Annotated in this window: 21 protein-coding genes; 11 read left to right on the forward strand and 10 right to left on the reverse strand. The window is 46.8% G+C overall.

The window, feature by feature from the left end; genetic code table 11:
* Nucleotides 1-57: 57 nt before the first annotated feature.
* The 5 genes from HG547_RS00110 to HG547_RS00130 form a co-directional block, all read right to left on the reverse strand.
* Nucleotides 58-3183 carry an NAD(P)-binding protein gene (locus HG547_RS00110; RefSeq protein WP_169546527.1) on the reverse strand — a complete coding sequence of 1042 codons (3126 nt, stop codon included), beginning with the start codon at nt 3181-3183 and terminating at the stop codon, nt 58-60.
* Between the two features lie 236 nt (nt 3184-3419).
* A complete protein-coding gene (locus HG547_RS00115; protein ID WP_037416614.1) occupies nt 3420-3578 on the reverse strand; it encodes a small highly charged protein in 159 nt (52 codons plus the stop codon).
* 287 nt (nt 3579-3865) lie between these two features.
* Nucleotides 3866-5242 carry an RsmB/NOP family class I SAM-dependent RNA methyltransferase gene (locus HG547_RS00120; RefSeq protein WP_169546528.1) on the reverse strand — a complete coding sequence of 459 codons (1377 nt, stop codon included), beginning with the start codon at nt 5240-5242 and terminating at the stop codon, nt 3866-3868.
* 179 nt (nt 5243-5421) lie between these two features.
* Nucleotides 5422-6090, reverse strand: coding sequence for a glutathione binding-like protein (locus HG547_RS00125; protein ID WP_169546529.1), 669 nt, complete (start codon nt 6088-6090; stop codon nt 5422-5424).
* A 61-nt stretch (nt 6091-6151) separates the two neighbouring features.
* Complete coding sequence (locus tag HG547_RS00130) at nt 6152-6778, reverse strand: glutathione S-transferase (RefSeq protein WP_169546530.1); 627 nt, start codon at nt 6776-6778, stop codon at nt 6152-6154.
* Between the two features lie 155 nt (nt 6779-6933).
* Between HG547_RS00130 and HG547_RS00135 the strand changes: the two genes are divergently transcribed.
* Nucleotides 6934-7545, forward strand: coding sequence for a TetR/AcrR family transcriptional regulator (locus HG547_RS00135; RefSeq protein WP_169546531.1), 612 nt, complete (start codon nt 6934-6936; stop codon nt 7543-7545).
* A 73-nt stretch (nt 7546-7618) separates the two neighbouring features.
* Here the strand turns inward: HG547_RS00135 and HG547_RS00140 are convergent, their stop codons facing one another.
* Nucleotides 7619-8326 (reverse strand): DUF2461 domain-containing protein, encoded by a 708-nt coding sequence (locus HG547_RS00140; RefSeq protein WP_169546532.1) that lies wholly within the window; start codon nt 8324-8326, stop codon nt 7619-7621.
* Between the two features lie 230 nt (nt 8327-8556).
* Between HG547_RS00140 and HG547_RS00145 the strand changes: the two genes are divergently transcribed.
* The 4 genes from HG547_RS00145 to HG547_RS00160 all read left to right on the forward strand — a co-directional run bounded on the left by HG547_RS00145 (nt 8557) and on the right by HG547_RS00160 (nt 13265).
* Complete coding sequence (locus HG547_RS00145) at nt 8557-10770, forward strand: TonB-dependent receptor (RefSeq protein ID WP_169546533.1); 2214 nt, start codon at nt 8557-8559, stop codon at nt 10768-10770.
* A gap of 134 nt (nt 10771-10904) precedes the next feature.
* Nucleotides 10905-11468 carry an alkylphosphonate utilization protein gene (locus tag HG547_RS00150; protein ID WP_169546534.1) on the forward strand — a complete coding sequence of 188 codons (564 nt, stop codon included), beginning with the start codon at nt 10905-10907 and terminating at the stop codon, nt 11466-11468.
* A gap of 174 nt (nt 11469-11642) precedes the next feature.
* A complete protein-coding gene (locus tag HG547_RS00155) occupies nt 11643-12182 on the forward strand; it encodes a MarR family transcriptional regulator (RefSeq protein ID WP_069454586.1) in 540 nt (179 codons plus the stop codon).
* A gap of 69 nt (nt 12183-12251) precedes the next feature.
* Entirely contained in the window at nt 12252-13265 is a 1014-nt protein-coding gene (locus tag HG547_RS00160) for a succinylglutamate desuccinylase/aspartoacylase family protein (RefSeq protein ID WP_169546535.1), read from the forward strand.
* A gap of 119 nt (nt 13266-13384) precedes the next feature.
* On the opposite strand, the gene HG547_RS00165 is transcribed toward HG547_RS00160, so the two are convergent.
* Nucleotides 13385-15412 (reverse strand): methyl-accepting chemotaxis protein, encoded by a 2028-nt coding sequence (locus HG547_RS00165; RefSeq protein WP_169546536.1) that lies wholly within the window; start codon nt 15410-15412, stop codon nt 13385-13387.
* 208 nt (nt 15413-15620) lie between these two features.
* On the opposite strand from HG547_RS00165, the gene HG547_RS00170 reads away from it, so the two are divergent.
* The 3 genes from HG547_RS00170 (at nt 15621) to HG547_RS00180 (ending at nt 17499) form a co-directional block, all read left to right on the forward strand.
* Nucleotides 15621-16247, forward strand: coding sequence for a fumarylacetoacetate hydrolase family protein (locus HG547_RS00170; protein WP_169546537.1), 627 nt, complete (start codon nt 15621-15623; stop codon nt 16245-16247).
* Between the two features lie 6 nt (nt 16248-16253).
* Nucleotides 16254-16856, forward strand: coding sequence for a Crp/Fnr family transcriptional regulator (locus HG547_RS00175; RefSeq protein WP_169546538.1), 603 nt, complete (start codon nt 16254-16256; stop codon nt 16854-16856).
* Between the two features lie 136 nt (nt 16857-16992).
* The gene (locus HG547_RS00180; RefSeq protein ID WP_047536295.1) at nt 16993-17499 is read left to right on the forward strand and encodes a YgjV family protein; all 507 of its coding nucleotides are present in this window, start codon (nt 16993-16995) and stop codon (nt 17497-17499) included.
* 15 nt (nt 17500-17514) lie between these two features.
* Here the strand turns inward: HG547_RS00180 and HG547_RS00185 are convergent, their stop codons facing one another.
* Nucleotides 17515-17757 carry a hypothetical protein gene (locus HG547_RS00185; RefSeq protein WP_037416640.1) on the reverse strand — a complete coding sequence of 81 codons (243 nt, stop codon included), beginning with the start codon at nt 17755-17757 and terminating at the stop codon, nt 17515-17517.
* A 262-nt stretch (nt 17758-18019) separates the two neighbouring features.
* Between HG547_RS00185 and HG547_RS00190 the strand changes: the two genes are divergently transcribed.
* Entirely contained in the window at nt 18020-18829 is an 810-nt protein-coding gene (locus HG547_RS00190; RefSeq protein ID WP_169546539.1) for a hypothetical protein, read from the forward strand.
* Nucleotides 18830-18952: 123 nt separating this feature from the next.
* Nucleotides 18953-19363 carry a DUF3224 domain-containing protein gene (locus HG547_RS00195; RefSeq protein ID WP_047536299.1) on the forward strand — a complete coding sequence of 137 codons (411 nt, stop codon included), beginning with the start codon at nt 18953-18955 and terminating at the stop codon, nt 19361-19363.
* A gap of 133 nt (nt 19364-19496) precedes the next feature.
* Here the strand turns inward: HG547_RS00195 and HG547_RS00200 are convergent, their stop codons facing one another.
* Both HG547_RS00200 and HG547_RS00205 read right to left on the reverse strand, forming a co-directional pair.
* Nucleotides 19497-20045: a BON domain-containing protein gene (locus HG547_RS00200; protein ID WP_037425750.1), complete on the reverse strand. Its 549-nt coding sequence runs from the start codon at nt 20043-20045 to the stop codon at nt 19497-19499.
* Between the two features lie 271 nt (nt 20046-20316).
* Nucleotides 20317-20781 (reverse strand): hypothetical protein, encoded by a 465-nt coding sequence (locus tag HG547_RS00205; RefSeq protein ID WP_169546540.1) that lies wholly within the window; start codon nt 20779-20781, stop codon nt 20317-20319.
* A 253-nt stretch (nt 20782-21034) separates the two neighbouring features.
* On the opposite strand from HG547_RS00205, the gene HG547_RS00210 reads away from it, so the two are divergent.
* Nucleotides 21035-22408 carry a sigma-54 dependent transcriptional regulator gene (locus HG547_RS00210; protein ID WP_169546541.1) on the forward strand — a complete coding sequence of 458 codons (1374 nt, stop codon included), beginning with the start codon at nt 21035-21037 and terminating at the stop codon, nt 22406-22408.
* The last annotated feature ends 82 nt before the right edge of the window (nt 22409-22490 follow it).

Consider the following 22490-nt stretch of genomic DNA (forward strand, 5'->3'; position numbering starts at 1 on the left):
CTTGAGAACAACTTATAAAACAAATACAAAGGGCTGCACAATGCAGCCCTTTGGCATTTAGGCGAAGTCTTTTTCGCCTTTGATAATGGCCGGATGACCGCAGATGGCTTTAGCGGTATGCATCCCCGCCATGGTGGCGGCCTCGACACAACCGGCATTGAGGCCGGTTTTAATCCAGTCACCCGTCATATACAGATTGTCGATACCTGTGCCATCGGTGGTGATACGATATTGTGAGCTGCCTTTAACCGACAACACATAACGTTCCGAAGGATCCACATTGGCGCGCCAATATTGGCTATCGAATCGCGCTTCGCCTTGGCGGTTTTGTTCATCGTGCAACCATTCCCAGGGGAAACTATCGCCAACATGTTGCCACAGCTTATGAATTTCCATATTGAGCTGATTAATGGCGCCAGCCTTGGCTTCGGCGGTTTTGCGCTGTTGGAAACCGATATCCGTACGTGGTGGATAGGCATCCACGGGCAACGCCGAGCAGAAATAACTGGCATTTTTGGGCTCAAGGCCGCGCCAGTCTTCTTTATCGAGCAATTGATCCATTGATGCCCATGTATCGAAGGGCTCGGTAAAGCCTGATAAGACAGGCTGCTCGCCATTCTCAGAATAATTGGGCCAACCAATACCATTAAGATCTTGATTCATCCAAAGTTGATAGGCTTGGGTCGCGACGGTCTGCACTTTATCTACACAGGTTTTGAGCGCCGGACTCTGCGCCATGACTTCGCTAGCGACATGGGGGACCGAACCAAGAGACAGACCAAAAATCACTTTGTCGAAGTCCACGCCTTTTTGTAGACGTTTTTTCGGTAGTGCTTGGCCAAATTGCGCCTCGTACAGGTTGTCCCAATCGCTCCAGAAGTGTTCAAGATTAATATCATGGGCTTTTAGCAATGCGGCTTGCTCAGGCTCGAGCTGAGCGTAATTGGGGGTACTGGGCCAGCAGGCTAAGCCTTTCACATCCACGAGTGGATTGTAGTCTTTAACCGATGGTGCCAAAGCGACTTGCTCAGTAATTTCAATCGCTTGAATGCTGTTATTGCGACATTCTAAATTATCGACTCGATTGAAAAAGTGGAAATTAACGCCGCGCCGTTTCAGCACTTCATAGTAGGGGGTAAAGACCACATCTCCCATGCCGGCTTGCATTTTCCACATAATCCCGCCTTGATAACACAGGGCGATACGCAGCATGGAGCGAATAATGGTGCCCGCTTCGACATTCGGTTTGTCAAAGTTGCCTTTTTCGTAGGCAAATACCAGATCATAAAAACCGCGTACTGGGGCGCTGTCGACCGTGTATTTTTGGCTGGCGCCGTGTTTGATTAACCATTCGCGGTAATCATAATCGTTGATGGCATCAAAGCCTTTTTCAAACACATCGTCGACAAACATCCCTTTTAAGATGGTTAAGCCTAAATCGACGGCAATATACAGATGGCGCAACTCGTCGTTAGTGTCTAAATGGTCACTAAAGCGTTTAACCAACCTTTGGTGCAGGGCATCGACGGCGGACTCGACTAAACCATCGTCACTCTCGCTGTGGACATGCTCATCGCATTCGCGGCCAATCATTTGATTAAAATGGCATTCTAGCTTGTCACCTAGGGCGTCAAGGGACTCCATCGCATCTTCTACTGAATCCTCTAACTTATCCTTAAGCCGTTCAAACCAGCTGGTATCGAGCCAGTTTTTCGGTGTCGCCATGGCTTTTTCATCGGCTTCCAGTAGGGAGTCCATATCCTTTAGCCACTCTTTTATCCAAGCAAATGCGGCCTTAACTACCTTCCAGAAGGTTAAGGTTTCGGTGCCATCTCCTGGGATCCCTGGCAGTGTCGGAAAGGTGATTGGCCAGCTAACGGAGCGACCATTAATTTCCTCCTGTAGCACAATAAAGTTATGGGGTTTAAAGGCATCGAAGAAGGTGGCCAGCGGTGCTTCGGGCGGGCGGTTTAATTCTTCATAGGCTTTACGCATCAAGGCGCAGGCATTTTGATAAAAACCAAACCAGATATGCAGGCCATGCTCTTCAATCCGTTGCCCCATCGCAGCATTACGGCCACTTGCGCCCTTGCCGCCGATTCGCCAGCCTAATTGATAGACATCAATCTCATATTGATTCTGCCAACCGGGTCTGTCGGTGAGATAACAGGCGGCGGTCATAGCCGCGACGCCTCCGCCTAGAATGGCAATTTTTTGTTTTTTGATTTCAGAGTTATCGACCAGCACTTCGCCCGGCGGTACTTCAAAGTCAAAGTTCACATGGTAGGGCAGTAATACATGCTGCTCGCCAACCTCGACGCCTAGGGTTTCTTTGAGTGGGAAGCTGGCGTTATCAAAAATGGTGGCGACAAAGTCATTTTCTAACAGGGCAACACTGTGCACTTTGTTGACCTTAGCGGGCGATGCAGTAATCGCCTGATAAACCGCTTTTTGGCCTGAAGCGTCCGGAAACTGCTTTAAAAACACTTGGTCGATAGCGGGCTTAAACAGCAAATGAAACAGTTGCTCCTCACCTAGCTTATCCAGCTCTGGAATAAAATCCGTTTGCTCTTTAAAGAGTTGCCAGGTTTGGGCTATGGCTTCTAGCGTGGTGAGCTGCGCCTCGGGCTTGGCATTGCAATTCACCTCAATCAGCGGGTGCACGGCAAGCTCAGTGTCAGGGCTAAAGTGTAAGAAGCTCTTTGTGGCCAGGAAGAGGCGGGTTAATGGCTCACCGACCGCGGGCATAGTGTATTCACACAAATACTTGGGATAACCGAACAACTCACGGCCATTGATCAGGGCCATCGCATCATTCACCCAAATATGCAGCGGCTGAAAATACACATGGCTGATGGATGTGCTGTTGCTATTTTCTTGGCGACCGACCATGACCCAAGTGATGATGTCGGTTTCTTGGATCCAACCTTTGGCCCTGTCGGTTGGGTCTTCTGAATAGGCTTTCTCGATTTGGGTAAAAGTTGTCAGTACGTAGGGCGATAGCACTTTAAAGTACATGGCACTACCGGCCACTTGATTGAGGGTTTTATCGATAGAGCGCTGTAGGTTGGCAAGTTTTCCCTTGAGAAAAAAACCGTACATATCGGCTTTATTCAACACTAAGGGTGAGTGCATCAACATACTGCCTGGGGGATAGATAAAATCGGGGCGTTGTTTTTCCATGGGATCATCCTTTAAACCCGTAAAGATGTGTAAGGTAGTTTTGCCGACTAAGGCATGAGTAAACCATAAAGAGCATAGGGCAAATCAGCTTATTAGCCTATTGATTTTACAATTGAATTAAAAGATGAATAGAGGGAAAAACTTAGATTAACTAGCAAGTTGGATTAACTCCAACTTGCTGGGATTTGACTGCTTATAAAGCTCGAATTTGCTAAGGCAAACGGGTCGTAGTTCAGTTACTTCGATTTATGCTGATAGAAATCCACCTCTGCATCATCAGAATAACGGCGCTTAGTATCCCTGCGACGTTGTTTTACGCGTTTGTTTTTTTGCTTACCTTTGACGTTTTCGCCCCATGGCGCATCATCGTCGTCAAATTCATAGGAGTGTGACATGGTCAAAATTCCAAAAATACCTGTGCCATTTTCAGCACCCGATCTTTTTACCCAAAGGTGAGATTAAGCTAAAGCGAAATATTTAATCACTGATGGTGAAAAGTTTTGTCCAAGAACGGGGGCGAGTGATGCAAGTATGGCTTTTAGGCATTTTATTAGGGTATTTATGACTTATCTTAATGATTGTTCTATGAATAAACTTTGCGAGCGACAAACCTTATTAAGAAATATATAAAAGGCACTCAGGGAAAGAGTGCCAAGTTCTGATAAAAAATAAGGAGTTAGTGCTACTGCTTGCGCTGCATACGCGCCACAAACATTCCATCTGTGTTGGCTTCGAAGGGCCACACGGTCAACATTTCTGTTTGTTCGCCTGTAAAGGGGTGGCGGATCGGCACTAAGCTGAACTCGGGATGTTGTTGTAAAAAGGCGGAAACTACTTGCTCATTTTCAACTGGTGACAGTGAGCAAGTGGCGTAGACTAAGCTTCCGCCCCGTTTTACCGCCTCACTGCTGCGGCTTAAGATATCCAGTTGCAGTGCTGCTTTATCTGTGACGGCATCGAGGCTGTCGAGCCAACGCATATCTGGGTTACGTCGCCACGTGCCCGTGCAGCTACAGGGGGCGTCGACTAATACCCCGTCAAAATGGTTAGCATCGACCGGCAGTGCATCACTGCGCCAGCGAGCAATGCTGATGCCGTCAAACTTTGCCCGTTGTGCGCGTTTGCTGAGTTCTTCTAAGGCGTGGGCGCGAATATCTGATGACACAATTGAGCCGACAAATGGACTGTGCTGCTTAGCTGCGGCAGTTTGCATCAGTGTGCGCAATTGCAGGGTTTTTCCGCCTGCGCCGCTGCAGGCATCCCACCAGTGTTGCCAAGGCTCTGGTGCACAAATTTGACCTATCACTTGTGAGGCTAAATCCTGGATCTCAATTTTGCCCTCTTTATAGAGTGATATTTCATTGAGATTCATGCTCTTAGTGCCAAGGTTTATGGCATCTTCAAAATAGGGGCTGAGACTCGCATCAATCTCTAGCGCTTGTAGTTGCTTAACAGCTGTTTGGCTGTTGATTCCCTGTGCACGTCCCCAAATCGGTGGCCGGCTAGACATGGCTTCGATGAGATTTGGGCGCAGCTCTGGGGCAATTGGGCAGACCTGCCAAAACCATTCAGGCAATAAATCCGCGAGTTCGAAGGACACTTCGGGAAATTGGCGCCGTACCAGTGCCAATTTATCCGCTAAGCTATTAACGCTAAGGGATTGAAGCTGTTGATAATCAGCTGGCGATTGGGCGAGCTCATGCCAGGCTTGGGCGATATCTTGCCATGGATGGGCTTCGATTAGGGCGCTCGCGCTGAGCATGGCAAAAAATTGTGGCGCCTGTTGATGATCGGCCGTGGCTTTAAACCAGCCCCACCAACGGAACAGGCTAAATAAGGATTCGCGGATGACCTTGCGATCCTTAGAGCCGTGCTTTTTATGTTCCCTAAAGTAGTTCGCGAGCACTCGGTCGGCGGGTTGCTTGGTATTTAAAATCTCATCGAACAATAACTTAATGGTATTGGCATAGCTCTTCGCGCGTTTTTGTGCGGGCGTTTGCGGTTCGATATTAAATGCAGAGTGAATAGTGGTAGATGATAAGCCGTTTGGATTGCCCATAAAGTTAGCCTGAAAAGTGGCTCGGCCGAGTGACATCCATCCGATGGGATGAATATGGCCAAGCAAATCAATAAGTGGCGCAGAGTGTAGCAGTTTTGCGCATCGCTAGCAGTAAAAAAGCCCCAATGCTGAGTTGGGGCTTGATGGAGAAAAACGAATGCGCGCGAGGAAATGATAGCCTACTTAGTCACCATCTCCTGGATTTGCTTAGCACGCTCTTCATCACTCAATACTGAGGGCGGAGGTGTCACTATGCCTTTTTGGCAAGCGGGTCTTAGGGCTAACTCGTCTAGCCAACGTTGTAGGTGAGTGAGTCCTTCCATATTGATACCGCTCCATTCATGGATGCGCACCCAAGGCCAAGTCGCGATATCCGCAATGGTGTACTCATCACCCGCTAAATATGCATGTTTGGCTAACTGGGTATTCATTACCTCAAACAAACGTCGACCTTCTTTCTGGTAACGTTCAATAGCCGCGGGGATTTTTTCGGGGAAGTAACGATAAAACACGTTAGCTTGACCCATCATCGGGCCAACACCACTCATCTGGAACATGAGCCATTGAATGACCTGCGAGCGTTTTTTAGGATCGGCAGGCAAAAACTTACCGGTTTTTTCAGCCAGATACAGAAGAATTGCGCCGGACTCGAACACCACAAAGTCATCGTTATCTCTGTCGATAATGGCTGGAATACGGCCATTAGGGTTAATGGCGAGAAACTCAGGCTGCTTCTGTTCGTTGGTATTGAAATCTAATTTATGCACTCGATAGTCGAGACCCATTTCTTCAAGCGCGATGGAAATTTTAAAACCGTTCGGGGTCGCGGCGGTATATAAATCAATCATAGTTATCCCTTAAGTCTTAACTGGTTAATGCTTAACTTGGGTGCCCAATAGGGCATCGCTGCTAGTTTTTTGGGGTAAGCGACACTATCGCGGGGCGCTGGGCCACTGTCGCAAACCATGCCTGAATGTGGGGCAGGGTGTCATCCACCAGAATATCTAAGTTTTTAATAAAGCTAATAAAAACGTATGCAGAAATGTCGGCAATCGTAAAGCTATCGCTCGCAATATAGCTTGATTTGGCTAATTGTTGGTCTAAGGTCGGCAGGAAGTCAATGACCCGTTGGCGTGATTCTGCGCCCCAGTCTTCGACGCAATTTTCTCTATCTTTATAAATACCCGTTAGGTTTCTAAAGGCTTGAAAGCCGACCATCAGACCTTGTAATTCAATGATGCGTTGCCACATTTCTACTTTGGCACGCTCTAGTGGACTGTTGCCAAATAAGGACGTTTCACTGGGATAGATTTCTTCTAAATAGCGGCAAATAGCCACGGATTCACATAGGTAGCTACCATCATCGAGTTCGAGCAGTGGAATGCGTCCGTTTAAGCTTTTGGCTTTAAATTCAGGGCTGAGATTTTCACCGCCGCGAATATCAACATTCACACGTGGGATATCGATGCCTTTTTCGGCGAGGAAAATGCTCACGCGTCTTGCGCTTGGCGTAGGGGCTAATTCATAAAGCTTCATGCTCTTTCCTTCTGTTTATCTTTAAGTTTGGCTAAATAGAGCTTTAACGGAACGATCGGTTAGGATAAAATTTACGCCATATCTAAACGGTCAGTCAAGAATGTTTTTGCCATATAGCACTCCGTTTAATACAGGCATCAATGTAGGTTTGAACCATGGCACGCAGTTGTAATTTTGATAGACAAGAAAAGCTCATTCAGGCGATGGAGCTATTTTGGCAGAAGGGATTTGCCGAGACATCGATTGCCGATCTGGTCGAACACTTAGGGATTAATCGCTTCAGCTTGTATAACAGTTTTGGTGATAAACAGAGTTTATATCGTGAATGTTTACGTTTTTATCTCGACCACTATTCCTTCGGGGCGAAGGAGAAAATCCTGCATGCACGGGCGGGATTGAATGAGATCTTGACCTATTTAGCGCGATTTGTGGCCTTGCAGCGCGAGCAAGAGTATGGCTGCTTTATGCAGAATGCAGTATTAGAAAAATGTCTCGATGATGACTGCGTGCAGCAAGAGTGCCAGCGCTTGTTTGCCCAGTTGCAGACTAACTTTACCGGTGTATTACGCTACAGTCAGCTACAGGGTGAGTTATCTCAATCGGTTCAGCCTGAGTCGCTAGCGGCTTTTTTAGTGCTTCAATTACAAGGGATTAGAGTGTTAGGTAAGGCGAAGGAATACGCCCTGTTGGATAACGCATTTACGGTATTAAGCGAATATCTTAAGAGTCTCGCGCTGACGCCACTTAAGCCCGTCGATGTGAAATAGGGCGTAGGTTAAACCGATAAGCATGAGACCAAGCGCATGCTTGGCCTCGTGAACTGCAAAACTGATGCAAAAACTAAAAGTCCAACTCGAGGGCAAAGCACAAGTAGGCCATTAATTGGCTACAGTGGGCGAATTGTTCGGCGCAGTAGCGGGCGGCATCGGCTTGGCAGAGCCTTTCAAAGGGAATGGGCTTTAGCGCGATAAAGTCCTTACGTTTGAGCTCGGTTAGCATTGAGTGATGCTTATCGAATCCCTTTGGCGGGCGAGTTAAACTATCACCATCCATCACAAATCCTTGACCGGTTAATGTCTGCAGCGCCTTTTTATAGCCGTTGGGGTTTTCATCGATACAAGTTCGAATCGCATTCAGTACCTTGGATTCGGGATGCCAAATACCGGCGGCAATAAAACAACCGTCTTCGGCAATGTGTAAATACAGCCCCGGCGCATGCACATCTTTGCCCTGAAAATGTCGAAACTGGATCCCCACATTGGTTTTGTAGGGTGTCTTATCATTGCTAAAACGGCTATCGCGCTGTGGGCGCATTAAGCTGCCACCGACTTTTTTGGCAACCGCGGTCAGTCTCGGCGAAATCGCAATTATATGAGGCTGAATTTGTTCAATAAAACGCAGTGCGGGCGTTCTGACGTTATCTTCATATTCATCCTGATGGGCTTTAAACCAGTCGCGGGAATTATTGAGCGAAAGCCGTTTGAGAAAATCTAAGCTGGCAGCGGTAAATGCCAACTCGGTTTGAGGTTGTGCGGTGAGCTTAGTCATACCCATAAAACCTTTGAGGTGCTTGAGACTGAGATTCCGACTGTTAGTCAAAACAGGTTAGTGCGAGTTGAACAAATGTGTGTGGATATTGCAAATTCTTCGAGTATTTCCCTGTAGTGACCATCAGGTTGTGATTTACATGTAAAGCTAGGTGAGAATTATTCTCATCTTTGACATTGATGCCTATAATGCCGCCCTATTTTTTACACTATGTAACAGGGGATGGGGAGATGGGATATCAACCTAAGAGCACGATATCAAAAGCAATCATGGGCTGTTTGGGCTTAAGCGTATTGCCCGCGTTGCCACTCAATGCCAAGGAAGTATTAGGAGCGCCTAAGGTCGAGCCAATTGAGATATTACAAGTACATGGCCAGCAATACCGCCGAGCGACCACTATGACTAAGCCGGGCGAGGCGATCATCTCGATGGAGCAAATTGAAGAGATGCAAGCGACCACATTTGCTGAAGTTATCGATGATATGGCCGGTGCCCATGTTGATGGTGGTACTCGCAGTGGCGGCGAGCGCATTAACGTATGGGGATTTGGCGAAACCGAAGATTTCAACATTTATGTCGATAACGCCCCCGTGGGATTTGAGCAGTATCGCTATGGGTCGTTCTTCTTAGATCCCGATTTAATCAAGCGAGTCGAAGTGATTAAAGGGGCCCACGATGTCCGCTCAGGTAACGGCGGCTTTGGCGGCTCCATGTATGTTGTGACTAAATCTGCTGATGATTTTTTAAATTACAATCAAAACCTTGGCGCCCGAGTCAAAGCCAGTTACGCCAGTAATAACGACGCCAAAAGCTACACGGGAACGGTTTATGGACGAGCGAATCAACAACTTTCAGGTTTATTGCATGTCACCCGCCGCGATGCGGGGGATGTGACGCTCGCCAATAGTGAAGCATTTGAATACTCAGGTTATGAGCAAAATAATTACCTTGGCAAACTAGATTATGAGCAAGGTGACCATCAACTCATGTTGAGCCTGACCCATTATCTCGACGAAGGCCGAAAGCCTTGGGCCAATCGCCGCGGTCCTATGCCCGCGATTTCTGATTATAACATCCGTAAATATGGCTCCTATGAACTGGCACTCTATGCCACCACGGCCTACAACACCTATGAAGACAATACCTGGTCGGCGAATTATCGCTATTCCCCAAGTAATCCTTTAATTGATACCCAAATTGTGGTTTCCCATTCTGCCAATGCACGCCATTGGGTCAGGCCGCCAATCGCGTGGGAAAAGATGACAGTCTCCGTCGGCAACTTCGGCCATGAATCTTGGTTGGATTACAAGCGTGACTACATTGACATCAACAACTTAAGTATTGTTGGTAATCATGAAATCACCACTGGATTGCAGTTCCGCAGTCTCGATAGGGATTCAATGGTCTTTAACAAAAGTTATGAGAAAAATCCCGAGAAAAACTACGGTTGGTACACTCCTTACTATCAGCCCGAAGGGCGACAGGATACCTATGCAGTCTATTTGCGCGATGCGATTAGTGTGACGGATGAGCTGATCATCACTCCTTCGCTACGGTATGACTTTATCTACAGCATTGGTCGCCCCAACATTGCCCCTGATTACAACGATATCAAGGCAGGGCACGACTACAGTTCGACTCACCATTCGGGCTTTTCACCGCGATTGGGTATCGACTACCAGTTAACAGCGAATACTCGAGTGAATTTCGATTACGCCTACAGCTTACAGGCGCCAGTGGTCGATGAAATCTATGCAGTGCAATACGCCAAGGCGAGCATTACTGGCACGAGTCGAGATATCGATGTGGAGCGTCTGCACGCCTTTAAACTGGGCTTAATGACGCAGCAAACGAGTCTTTTTGCCGCCCAAGATACGCTTTCAACTCAAGTGACCCTATTTGCCAACTTGGGACGGGACGATATTGCCCAGCGCCGCGGTGCAAAGTCCGACCCAAATCAAGCGATTCAAAGTGGTTATACCAATCTTGACGGCTATGAGATCTACGGCGCCGATCTCGAGTCCCAATATCGTTATCAGGATTTCTTCAGTGACTTAGCCGTTTCTTGGTTAGAGGGGGAGCACAGGGGATCACTCAGAGACAGCCAAGGCGAGGATGAATACCTTGCGAATATCGCGCCGCTGGATATTCGTCTGCGTGTGGGTATGTATATTACTGATTCCATTTCAGTTGCTTGGCAGGGGACTTGGTATGATGCACAGGATAATGTGCCTGAAGGTGATATTTTTAATGCAGAATCCCCAAGTGAGAATTACTTCTTACAAAATATATATTTAGCCTACGAGCCTCAAGAAACACTGAAAGGGCTCAGCGTGCGCTTAATGGCAAAAAATCTCACAAATCAGCAGGTGACGCCGTTTCTGTCGGATGGCATTCCCGCGCCGGGGCGAGATATCAGACTCAGTTTAGCTTATGAATTTTAAGGATTAAATGGCAATTCCAAGGGTGAAGAAATAGATAACTCATATAAAAATTAGGGTTATCTTGCCTTCCCCCCTGCCGTGAAAAGCCAATTTATGGCATAATCCGCGTTTTATTACGCATGTAGACAGAAAAAATGACTGAAAATGAATTGCTAACTCGCTGTGGCGGCAAATGTGAACTCTGCGCAAGTGACGTCGAACTCTCTATTTATGACTTACCGGCTTCCGATGGTCATGAAAACGAGATTATGATTTGTGAAAATTGCAGCAGCCAAATTGCAGCGCCGGATACTATGGACATGAACCACTGGCGTTGTCTGAACGACAGCATGTGGAGCCAAGTCCCTGCGGTTCAAGTGATGTCATATCGCATGCTGAAACGCTTAAGCGGTGAAAGCTGGGCGCAGGATTTACTGGATATGCTGTATCTGGAAGAGGATTTACGCGCTTGGGGCGATGCCGAAGCCGCTGCCGCCAGTGATGATACGCCACCGACTTTAGACAGCAACGGTGCAGTGCTTAACGCCGGCGATACCGTGGTCATCATTAAAGATCTTAACGTCAAAGGTACCAGCTTTGTGGCAAAACGTGGCACCGCAGTACGCAATATTTCGTTAACCAACAATCCAGAGCATATCGAAGGCCGTGTGAATGGCACTCGCATCGTGATCCTGACCTGCTTTGTGAAAAAGTCTTAAGTCATTTCGCTTAAACTTGCTTGAACGTAAAACCGCCCAATTTGTATCAATTGGGCGGTTTTTTTATGCAGAATTTACTCTTATCTACCCACTAAAAGTAGCCACATATACAAATCATTAAATTAGGCGATAAAATGGTTAGCATGTGAAGAATCTTTATATAGAGATAAACCTATGGCAAACGACTCGCAACTACTCGACGCAAAGCAAATGTCGGCTTCAGTTGAAGATGGATTAGATAAAATCCTCGGCCAGTGGCGGGCTGAAGGGGTGACAGAGGATTTAGTCCCCATGGCGGTGTTAGGGCGCATCGCAAGGCTGACCAAATATATGGAAAACGCTATCGCCTTATGCCACGGCGAATTTGGCTTAGGTCAGGGGGAGTTTGATGTGCTCGCGACACTCAGACGCTCAGGTAAGCCTTATACTTTATCGCCTTCGCAGCTGTATCAAAGCATGATGTTAAGTTCAGGCGCCATGACCAGTCGTTTAGACCGGCTGGAAAATAAAGGCTTGATTGCCCGTGAGCACTGTAAGGAAGATCGCCGCGCCGTGCATGTTTCGCTTACTTCGGCAGGTAAATCACTGATTGAGGCTGCGCTCCCCAAACATATCCAATGTCAGAGCGCGCTATTATCGGGGGTCCCGACTGCTGAGCGTGTGGCATTGCAGCAAATTTTAAAACACTGGTTAACCCAGTTTGAAGGCGAATAATAGCGTGGGCGTGTTAAGGCTTAATACTAGAGTTATCACATACAGCTCAATGCAGATCAGGGAGTGACCATGGTTAAAAAACGCGAAGCGTTTGAGATTGAAGGCAAACGAGTGATTGCGGGTACGCAAATGGGGATTAAATTACCCGCTGCCAAGCTTTATACCGATACCCAACTCGATATTCATGTCGAAGTCTTTCACGGCCTCAAACCTGGGCCGACACTCTTAGTCTGTGCTGCTATCCATGGCGATGAGCTCAATGGTATTGAGATCTGTCGGCGATTACTTGGACGGGTTAGCCCTAAAAATTTAGCTGGCACCCTGATTGTGGTGCCCATAGTCAATGTGTTTGGTTTTATTCAACAATCCCGTTATTTACCCGATAGGCGCGATCTCAACCGTTGCTTCCCAGGCTCCAGTAAAGGGGCGTTGGCAAGCCGGTTAGCCAACCTGTTTGCTACTCAGTTATTAGTCCATGCAACCCATGTGATTGATTTACATACGGGGGCTATCCATAGAGATAACTTACCGCAAATCCGTTGCGATACCGGTGATGAAACTATGTTAGCCATGGCTAATGCCTTTGGCGCACCGCTTATTATGCACTCTAAGGCGCGTAGCGTGTCGATGCGCGGCTATGCGAATCAGCAGGGCATTCCCTGTATTTTGTATGAGGCGGGCGAGGCGCTGCGCTTTAGTGAACTGGCTATTAAGTCGGGTCTAAAGGGCGTGCTCAATGTGATGCGTAGCCTTGGTATGCTCAAGGGGCGAGTCAGTAACAAGATTGCGAGTGTCAGTGCGATACGCAGCTATTGGATCCGCAGTGAGTCCGATGGCTTAGTCAATATGAAGCTCAAACTCGGTCAACGGGTTAATAAGGGCTATATTATTGCCCATATTGTCAGTCCGCATGGCGGTGATAGTGTGGCGATCCGCGCGCCAACCGATGGCATTATCATCGGGATCAGTAATATTCCTGTGACGAATGAAGGCGAGGGAATGTTTCATATTGCGCAGTTCGAAGGCGATGAGATCGAAATTGCTAACGAGCAACTCGATGAGTTTTTAATGGAATATGCTTAGGCTGTTATTCTGCCAGTGTTTGCTAAAAAAGCAGCCATCAGTTTACTGATGGCTGTTGTTTTTATGTGGTTATCTCGGCTCTGATACATTTAGCCATATAAGTATCAATGCACTTATTGCTACAGTGTAAAGCGTTCGACAGAGCGGGTGAGCGAGTGGGCTAACTGAGTCACTTGGTCACTGCGTTTTGCCATATCCATTGCCTCATGGGCATTTTGATCTGCCGCGAAGGCGACCTCCCCCATACTGGACTCAATATGTCGGCTGTAATCGAGTTGTTGGTGGGCTGCTTGGGTAATTTGTAAACTCATCTCATTAATGGCACTGAGTGTGACTTCAATCTGTGCTATGGCATGGTGTAGTGTTTTACTTTGCTCCACACAGTCGTTGGCTTGTGTTTGCCCTGAGCTTATGGCCGTTGAGGCCGTGGTAGTTTCCTGCTGTAACGCTAAGATCATCTGTTGGATTTCGGCGGTTGAGGCTTGTGTCCTTGAGGCTAATGAGCGTACTTCATCGGCAACGACCGCAAAACCTCGACCATGTTCGCCAGCCCTTGCGGCTTCGATGGCGGCATTGAGGGCGAGTAGGTTAGTTTGTTCTGCAATGCTACTAATGGTGGTGAGAATCCCACCAATATTGTGGCTGTGTGCACTAAGGCGCGACATGATAGCGACAGAATCACTTAGCTTTGTGCTTAACTCCGCTATTTTGGCTTGATTATCGGCGGCAATAAGCTGTGCTTGTTGGCTATGTTTCGATGCTTGGGTGATTTCTGTTGCCGAACTACTGGCTTGTTCTGCAACAAGGTTAGAGCTGGTAAACATTTGTTCTGTTAAGGCTTTCGTGCCATTGATGCGCTCAATTTGTGCGGTAGCTGCATTAGCGATGCCTTGACCTTGCTGATGTGTTTGTGTGGCTGAATTATCTAAAGAGTGGGCGTCATTGCTGATATGGGTTAATAATTTTGCCAGATCATCACAAAGAGTATTCATATTATCAATAAGTACCCCAAATTCATCATTGTGACGTTTAGGTATTCTCTTGGATAAGTCTCCCCTCGCAATATTTGCTAGCGCACTATTTGCCAAGGTGAGTGGTACTAACATGGCCCTTAGGGTAAAGAAGGATATTGAACTGACCATAAACACAAACATGGCCGCTAGTACAATGGCCAATGTTTGACCGCGTTGAATATCGTCATTTGCAATGTTTTGCAACAGACTAAAACGTCTGTCAGCTAGGGCTAATAATTTATCTAACGCAAGGGTATTGGCATTAAATTCTTGTTCCGTATTTTTAAAATGCTGTTCTGCTTGAGTGTGATTATCAACCACTTGCTGTTGTGCCAGATATAGCTCGCCTGGGGTTGAAAGTAACCGATTGAATATGGTGGCTTGTTGCTCAAAAATCTCCAGTAACCCTAGGGTGTTTATCCCCGAAGCTTGTTGTTTTAAAAAGGTAAAGTTAGTACTTAGATTCCCTAGCAATAGGGCTATATCCTGTTTATGCGAGTTTATAGAATGAGAATCCTGAGCATGCGTTAGCTCTGACATTGTGTTGGTTAATGTGTAAAGCATATCGTCAATGCGGGTTCCTGTTCCGATTATCTCCTCCAAAAGTGCCGGATTATCGGGCAATGAGATCGTTTCTAAATCGATCATTGCATTACTTGCTTGCGTTTTTGCCTCAATAAACTGATTAAAAAGTGTTTGATAATGTTGTTTTGCTTGTTCGTTCGCGAGCTTAGCGCTAAACATATCTTGGCTTTGTTGCTGGTAGGCTTGGTAGCGTTTTTGAGCTTCATTCAGTGATGCTTGCATCTGGGGTTGGTCGCTAACCATCTGTTTCAGCTCGTTTTCAATACTTTGATATTTATGCTCTAGCGCATTGAATCCTTTTTGGCTTTGCATTAGCTCTGCGGTGTCATTTTGGCTATGGGCTAAAGTTGCAAGGCGCGACATTTTAACGAGCACAAGTTGTAAGTTATTGCTTTGCTTTTGAACCGGTATGGCGAGTGTCTCGATATTGCTATAACTGATTTGAACTTGATAGAGCGAATAGTAGAAGAAGCTATTACCAGCTAAGAGCAGGATACCAATTGCACTGAAGCTTAAGAGCATTTTTTGCTTGATACTGAGTGTTAACATTGAGTCATCGACCTTTTCGTCTATGATGTCAGCCAAATAAGGCGATAACATCGCGTGGACAAGGGAAGAATACGCCGTAGTACAAGTACTTAGTTGCTTGTTTTTATTGGGGTATAAAAATAAGTGTAGCAGAGAGTTGTCAGAGTAAAGTCTTAACGAAGAAGGCTTGGATAATTATGTTGTCCCGCTGATGTTTAAAGGAGCGTTAATGAAAACGGTGATGTTAGAAAATAAGGCTATTGCTCCCAGCAAAATCCTTTGTATTGGGCGTAATTATGTTGACCATATCCATGAGCTTGGCAATGAAATCCCCGATGATATGGTGGTGTTTTTTAAGCCTAATTCGGCCATCAGTACTCAATTATATTCTCAGCATCTTGGTGAGACGCTGCACTATGAAACCGAGCTGTGTTTTTTGTATCAGCAGGGGCGCTTTAGCCATGTGGGCGTGGGGCTGGATCTGACTAAGCGGGAACTACAAAGCAAACTTAAGGCCAAGGGATTACCGTGGGAAAAAGCCAAAGCCTTTGATGGTGCAGCGCTTTTTAGCCCTTTTGTTGCGATTGATGATCCGAGCGCGCAATTTCAATTTAGCTTAAGTATTGATGGGGTGTTAACCCAAGAAGGCGATATTGATTTAATGATCTATCCGCCGCAAACCATTTTGTCTGAGTTGCAACGCTTTACTCGTTTAGAAGATGGCGACATTGTGATGACGGGCACCCCAAAAGGCGTCGGCATCATTCCACCGAATCGCGTCTTTAAGGTGACCTTAGGATTAAAGGATGCGTCACACCAAGCGCCCTTGGTCGAATATGAATGGCAAAGCCAGTAATCAGCAATGACGACGCTATCACCAGATACGCTTAAGGCAACTGAGCAGGCAATCAAACCCCTTTGGCAATATTTGCTCGCTTTAGGGGCCGAGCCTGATCACTTAGCGCTGCTCACCCAAGCAAGAGCGCTTTCATGTCAGCCTGGGGAGTGCTTATTAGCCCAAGGCGAGCACCAAACCTTTGCCTACTTTGTGGTGGATGGCATAGTGCGTGCTTGCCACTATACCCAAGAGGGGAGTGAGCGCTGCAAGGAGTTTTACTTCGAAGGAGAGCTTTGTTTCTTATATAGCAGCTGGCTAAAGCAGGATGTTGCGCCCTATCAGTTAGAAACCGTCGGTGCTTGCAGGTTAGTGCAAATACCACTTGCTGTGCTAAATGAGCCATTTATGCAACAGGTACAACTTGCGCTACTTAAACAACAGTTATTGTATAAAGAACAAAAAGAAGCCTTTTTACTCCTCAATACGCCAGAGCAGCGTTACTTACATTTACTCGAATATTTTCCCCTCTGGGTTGAGCGCTTAACCCATGCCCAACTGGCTAATTATATTGGTATTACCGCCATTAGCTTGTCGCGTATCCGTAAACGTTTACAAGATTCGCCGTAAAATTGCCTGCCAATTAACTTAAGTTAATGCGCCTAAAAGTGATTCACTTCATGCTCCTTAGCGATTGCTAATCCAAGCAAATCCGTTTGTTGTTGGGCGACGTCTAAGCCTATACCGAACTTTTAAGGAGCTTATTGTGGATGCTTTTACTCTGTCGCAATTGTTGGTGGCCATTGCCATCGTATTTGACGTGATATCGTTTCAATTTAAAGCGCGCGAACGCATTGTCGCTTGCTTATTTATGTCGGGGATCTTGATTTCAATCCACTTTTGCTTGTTAGCACAATGGACTGCGGCGGGATTGATGGGGATTGCCACAGTGCGTTACCTCACCAGTATTTTTACCACGTCTAAAAAGGCCATGTGGGGTTTTAGTGGGGCAGCGGTACTGATGAGTAGCTTGACCTTCAGCGGGCTTGTGAGTGTGATCAGTTGTATCGGTACACTATTTCAAACCCGTGCGGCATTTTGTCAGCGTGATAAAGACTTGCGGCTACTGATGATAGTTGGCACCAGTTTTTGGTTAGTCCACAATATCTTAGTAGGCTCGCCAGTGGCGGTCTTAATGGAAATGTTGTTTATTGGCAGCAATTTAGTGGGATATTATCGCCATTATTTTCGCGAGAAATTAACCCCATGGTAATGCGAAAGCTGTCGATTAAATCCCCGTCACGGCTTCCATATCGAGTTCGATATCAGTACACCCCTTAGGGCAGAAAATGCCTGCGGCTTGCTCGGCTTTGGCGGTCTCGGGCAAGATGACTTTGAGGGTTTGATTGCAGCTTGGACATTGCACTGGTTTGCCCTTAAAGACGCGCTTAATTAAGTTTTTTTGTTCATTAAACGAGTGTGCCGTGGTTTGGTTTAACACGGCAAATGGGCTAGTAGAGGCATTGGTCATTGGCAATTAAATCCTTAATACTCGATCGTTGTTTAAGACTGCTGGTGTCGTTTAAGCCAAGGAATTATAGCCCGATTGCGAACATTAATGAAAAGGCTGAATCATATATATGCCAGCATGGGTTCACTTGCTGAACTTGTGCTGACTAAAGCAAAAATATGCGATTTTGGCCTTGTAGAAAGAGCGATTTTTTGCTGCTATCAGCAAGGCTGGTTTTGCCATCAGCGCAAATGATACAGCACTTAGGCTATTGGGGGAGAAAATGAGTATGTTTGTTAAAGTCACCATCGCGGCGACAGTCCTAGTGCTGAGTATTCTTGCCGTGGGAGTTTATCGCTTTAACATGACCAATGATGATATTTACATGGTCATGGAAGATGGCCAAGTGTTGCAATACGATGAGGCCATGGCGCAGGCTGATGCTAAGGCAAAAGCCCAAGAAGCCAAATTATTAAGCAGTGAAGATGCGCTTGAATCTGTGGTACCCAGTGAAGTCAAGCCCGTTGCTAATGCCTCGGAAGTGATGCTTAAGCTGTTTAGTTTAAATACCGCTAATAAATTTGAAGTGAGCTTACCGGACAGCCACAAAGCCGTAGTGTTAACCCACTTTATTAACGTTAAACAAACGGAGTTTGCTATTGGGGATTATCAGGATGGCGAGGCTAAAGGCCGAGTGTTATTAGATTATTTACGAGTTACTCCGCTTAATTTTGACCCCGCTTTAGAGCCTGATACCCAAAGTGATGCGCCATTACAGGATGATCCACAGCAGCAAACCATGCCCTTTGTGGCGCCATTTATTATGACTAACCAAGGTTCAGGTGTGTTCTGGTATCTGGGCTTGTTTAGCCTAGATTATGGCCAAAATCGTGTGCAGCACTTAGGCAGTGTATTTATTGGCGATCGTATTGAGGTCGATAATATTGAACCTGTTTATCCCTTTGAAGCCCCATTTAAAGTAGCTGTTACTTACCGTGAGAGGGCGGCTGATCAACCCATGACAACACCGCCAACTGTAATTAAAACCCTTGAAATCGGTGTCAGTGAATCAGAAATCAAAGCGCTACATTAGGTTTAGAGCGGGGCTTATGCTAAGTTAATTTTACCTCAGCTGCGGCTGAGGTATTTATTTCATCTAGCGGCCGGAAAGCGAAGGTTTTGGCATAAAACATAAAATTAAAACAAGGAGCGTGTTATGGAAATGACCAAAGTCACAGGCAAATTTGATGTTAAGCTCAATCCCGAGAATGCCTATGCCACAGGTGTGGGCGGTGTGAACTTGGGCAGAATGACTTTAGATAAAACCTTTTATGGTGAGCTAGAGGCCCGCAGCCAAGGCGAAATGCTCAGTGCCATGACCGCGGTAAAAGGCTCTGCTGGTTATGTGGCGATTGAACAAGTCGTGGGTAAACTGTGCGGCAGACAGGGCAGTTTTGTGCTGCAACATTTTGGCATTATGACCGATGGGCAAAACCGCTTACACCTTGAGGTCGTTCCCCATTCTGGCGCGGGTGAACTCACAGGGCTCTACGGTACTATGGCGATAAGCATTGAAAACGGTCAACATTTTTATGAATTTAGCTTCTGCTTTGAACAGGAAGCCTAAGGCATGATTAACATAACATCGCGCCGATAAAACAAAACCAGCCGAAGCTGGTTTTGTGGTTTTTGCCCGAGTGACTAATACCAACAGCTGAGTTATCAAGGGTTGAATTAGCAAGGGCGGAATGTCAGGACCATTATGAGGTTTTGACTTTGATCTTATCGACGACCTTTTTCACATCATCGGTATTTTTGGCAATGGTCAGTGCTAATTGACGCTCGGCATCGCTGGCCACTTCACCCTGTAAGGTCACTACGCCATCGGCAACATCTACATTAATTTGGGTGCCAGAAACGTCGGTCGAGAACAACAGGCGGGTTTTCACCACAGTTGCGACCTTAGAGTCGGTTAAGGTCTTCACTACCTCACTGGTGCTCTCGTTTTCATTCATCACGGTTAATTTGTTTTCAACCCCTTTTACCCCGTCCAAGCTTTTGATCAGCTCCGCTGCGAGCGCCTTATCGACACTGCTTTCCACTTTACCGGTTAAGGTAACATGGCCGTTTTTCACGTCGGTCATAATGTCAAAGGAGTTGAGGTTAGTATTAAGCAACAAAGTCGTTTCGGCCTTGCCATCGAGCCAAGCATCTTTGGCATCGTCTTTCCAATCCTGTGCGGCGGTCACATTTAAGCTGATAGAACCGACAAGTAAGGTGGTTAAGGCTAAAGTTGTCGTGTTTTTCATAATGATATCCTCCGTTGTTATCTCGAAGGGACTAAAGCGTGAATCGTGCCAATATTCTTATCTGATTGATTTTAAGTTGATTATTTTTATTTTCGGCTCGTTTCGACTGTTTAATCCAAAAGCAAGCTCGGCGCTTTTTACCGACAAAATGTAAATATTACCGAGGGTGATAAAGCGATTGGGCTTAAGCAAGATAGGCGTTAAGAATCGCCAGATCGCAGGCAACAAAAACGCGGCTCAGTTGGCCGCGTTATTGGCTGGCATTGCTGCCTTACAGGGCTTGGCTACGCAGGTGTAAGGTATCCAAATGGATTTGTAGCCAAGCAATATCCTCGGCCAATTGGCTGATTAACCTTGGGTGATTGGCTTTTTTAATTAACTGTTTGAGGTGGTTAAGGCGCTGACGCTCAAGCTCACAGAGTACGACGAGGGCATCGGCGAGTTGTTGTTTAATAAGTAAAGCATCGACATCGGCATCGGGCCGAGTCTGCGACGGCGGCACCGAGTGCGGGCCTATGTACTGTAATGATTGGGCGAGCAGTTGCCTAAATCGCGCCAGCATCCCTTGGTATGTGTTGATTTGGGCAATAAAAATGCGTTTTAGGCTGTAGTCATCGACAGTGGTATTGGCCCGAGTATAAAAATCCACGCCGGTTTGCGTCAGCTCGATTAACTCATTAACCAGCTTAATATCGGCGCTCAGATCGGTCTGATGTTGCGCAACATTAGACGTCATAACGACCTCCTGTGGTAGTTTGGGCAGCTCCGCCGACACGGATTGCCCACATTTTCATGGAAATATCAGTTTCATTCAGCTTCTATGCATATTTCGTTCACTTTTTAATGATAAGTTAATGGTTTGATTTAACTGATGATATTTATCCATTGTCGCCAGTAGGCCGACTATTGTCGGCAACTCTTACCGTTAAGATTGTTAAAGTTTCACAGCTGGCATACAGTGATTCCTTATTCACAGGGAGTAGCACAAGATGATCCGACCAACGCTTTTCTATCATCTACAGGACGTCGAAACCGAGCAGGCATTAGTGAAGCTCGAAGGCGCACAGACCTACAACAAGCTACGCAGTAGCGATGATTTATCTTGGATTAGTCAGCTGGAGGCCAATCGTATCGATGTGGCGATCATTGAGCTGCCCCGTCTTAGCCGTGAAGATTACTTAGCCTTACTCGAGTCCAGCGCCATTGCGGATGTGGAGTTTATTTTTCTCTCCGATGGCCTGCCGAATCCTCACCTCGATACACTCTTGTCCAAATACGCGGGCTACCATTTCCGTAAGCCCATCGATATGTCCTTGCTGTGCGAAACCTTAGCCGATTTTGCCCAGCATCTGGTTGCCAATACCTCGACGCGCATTCGTCCCTATGCTAGCGAGTTAGACCAATATGGTTTGCTGGTGGGTTCCTCGTTACCTATGCACCGTTTGTACTGCACTATCCGCCGCGTGTCGGCCGCCGAGAGCAATGTGTTGATTATCGGTGAGAGTGGTGCGGGTAAAGAACTGGTCGCCAATACCATTCATTTAGCCAGCCCGCGGGTGAATAAGCCCTATATTGCGATTAACTGTGGCGCCTTGAGCCCAGAATTGGTCGATAGTGAACTCTTCGGCCATATTAAAGGCGCCTTCACCGGCGCGACTCGCGATCACCAAGGGGTATTTGAGCAGGCCGAAGGCGGCACCTTATTCCTCGATGAAGTCACCGAAATGCCCATCGAGCATCAAGTTAAGCTATTAAGAGTGCTCGAAAATAATGAATATCGTCCCGTCGGCAGCCCTAAGGTGCTCAAGGCCAATGTGCGTATTGTGGCGGCGACAAACCGCGATCCTTTAGTGGCGATTGAGCAAGGACAACTGCGGGAAGATTTGTACTTTCGCTTAGCGCATTTCCCTATTCAAGTGCCGCCATTGCGGGAGCGCGGGGAAGATATAGTCGGACTTGCGAAGCATTTTCTGGCCTATCGCAATGCGGCGGAAAAACAGAGCAAAGTGTTCTCGCCCTCAAGTTTAGAGGCGATTGCGGCCCACGCTTGGCCGGGGAATGTGCGCGAGTTAAAACATGCTATCGAGCGCGCTTATATTCTGGCGGACCATGAGATTACCCCTGAGCATTTACAGCTTACGCCCAGCTTGGATAAGGAGGCGGCTGCGGAGGAAAATGTGGTGATCCCCCAAGGTATGCGCCTTGAGGAGCTAGAAAAAATCGCCATTTACCAAGCGCTTGAAACGAGTCAGGGCAACAAAACCGACACTGCCGAGCAACTGGGGATCAGTGTAAAAACCCTCTACAACAAGCTCAGCAAGTACGAGCAACAAGTCGAAGCGGGTGAGCCGACGGCGGAATAGTGCTGATTATCAAATTAATATTGAAACATAACCGATTTTTACACTATTTTTTTTGTAAATAATAACTCCTATTCTACAGCCC

The sequence above is a fragment of the Shewanella sp. DNRA4 genome (genome assembly GCF_012843185.1).
Lineage (GTDB): Bacteria > Pseudomonadota > Gammaproteobacteria > Enterobacterales > Shewanellaceae > Shewanella > Shewanella xiamenensis.